Consider the following 526-nt stretch of genomic DNA (forward strand, 5'->3'; position numbering starts at 1 on the left):
CAGGCGGCGATATCCAAATCGACGCCGCTCAGCCGACAGCTCCCGCAGCCGCTGGCGCAGATCTTTGTCCTCCGGCCGCTTCGGGTGCCGCCGATACACACGCGGATCGATCCCGGCCAGGGCACAGGCCCGCCGTTGCGAGTAGCTCTTTTCCTTCATGGCCCAGTCCACAGCTCGCCGCCTCGAACCGGGCCTCAGAAGTTTTTTCCGAGCATCTCCTTCAGCGTGGCGACGTCCATCATCTGCTCGGCCAGCATCTTCTTCAGCTTCGCGTTCTCGGCCTCGAGGGCCTTCAACCGTCTCGCATCCGACACTTCCATGCCGCCATACTTCGACCGCCATTTGTAAAAGGTCGCGTCGCTGATCCCGTGCTTGCGGCACAGCTCCTTCGCACCCAGCCCGGCTTGGTGCTCCTTCAGGATGCCAATGATTTGCACTTCGCTGAAACGGCTTCTCTTCATCGTCTGTCTCCTCAGTTGGAGAACAGCCTAACCTCAAATCGAGGACTTTTCAGGGGAGCACGTCA

The 526-nt window shown here is 60.5% G+C and carries 1 pseudogene; it reads right to left on the bottom strand.

What is annotated here, in order from left to right:
- Positions 1-461: pseudogene (locus RYZ20_RS15825) on the bottom strand (transposase); the annotation flags it as partial.
- Between the last annotated feature and the right edge of the window lie 65 nt (positions 462-526).

Source organism: Pseudothioclava alba (genome assembly GCF_033100795.1).
Classification (GTDB): domain Bacteria; phylum Pseudomonadota; class Alphaproteobacteria; order Rhodobacterales; family Rhodobacteraceae; genus Pseudothioclava.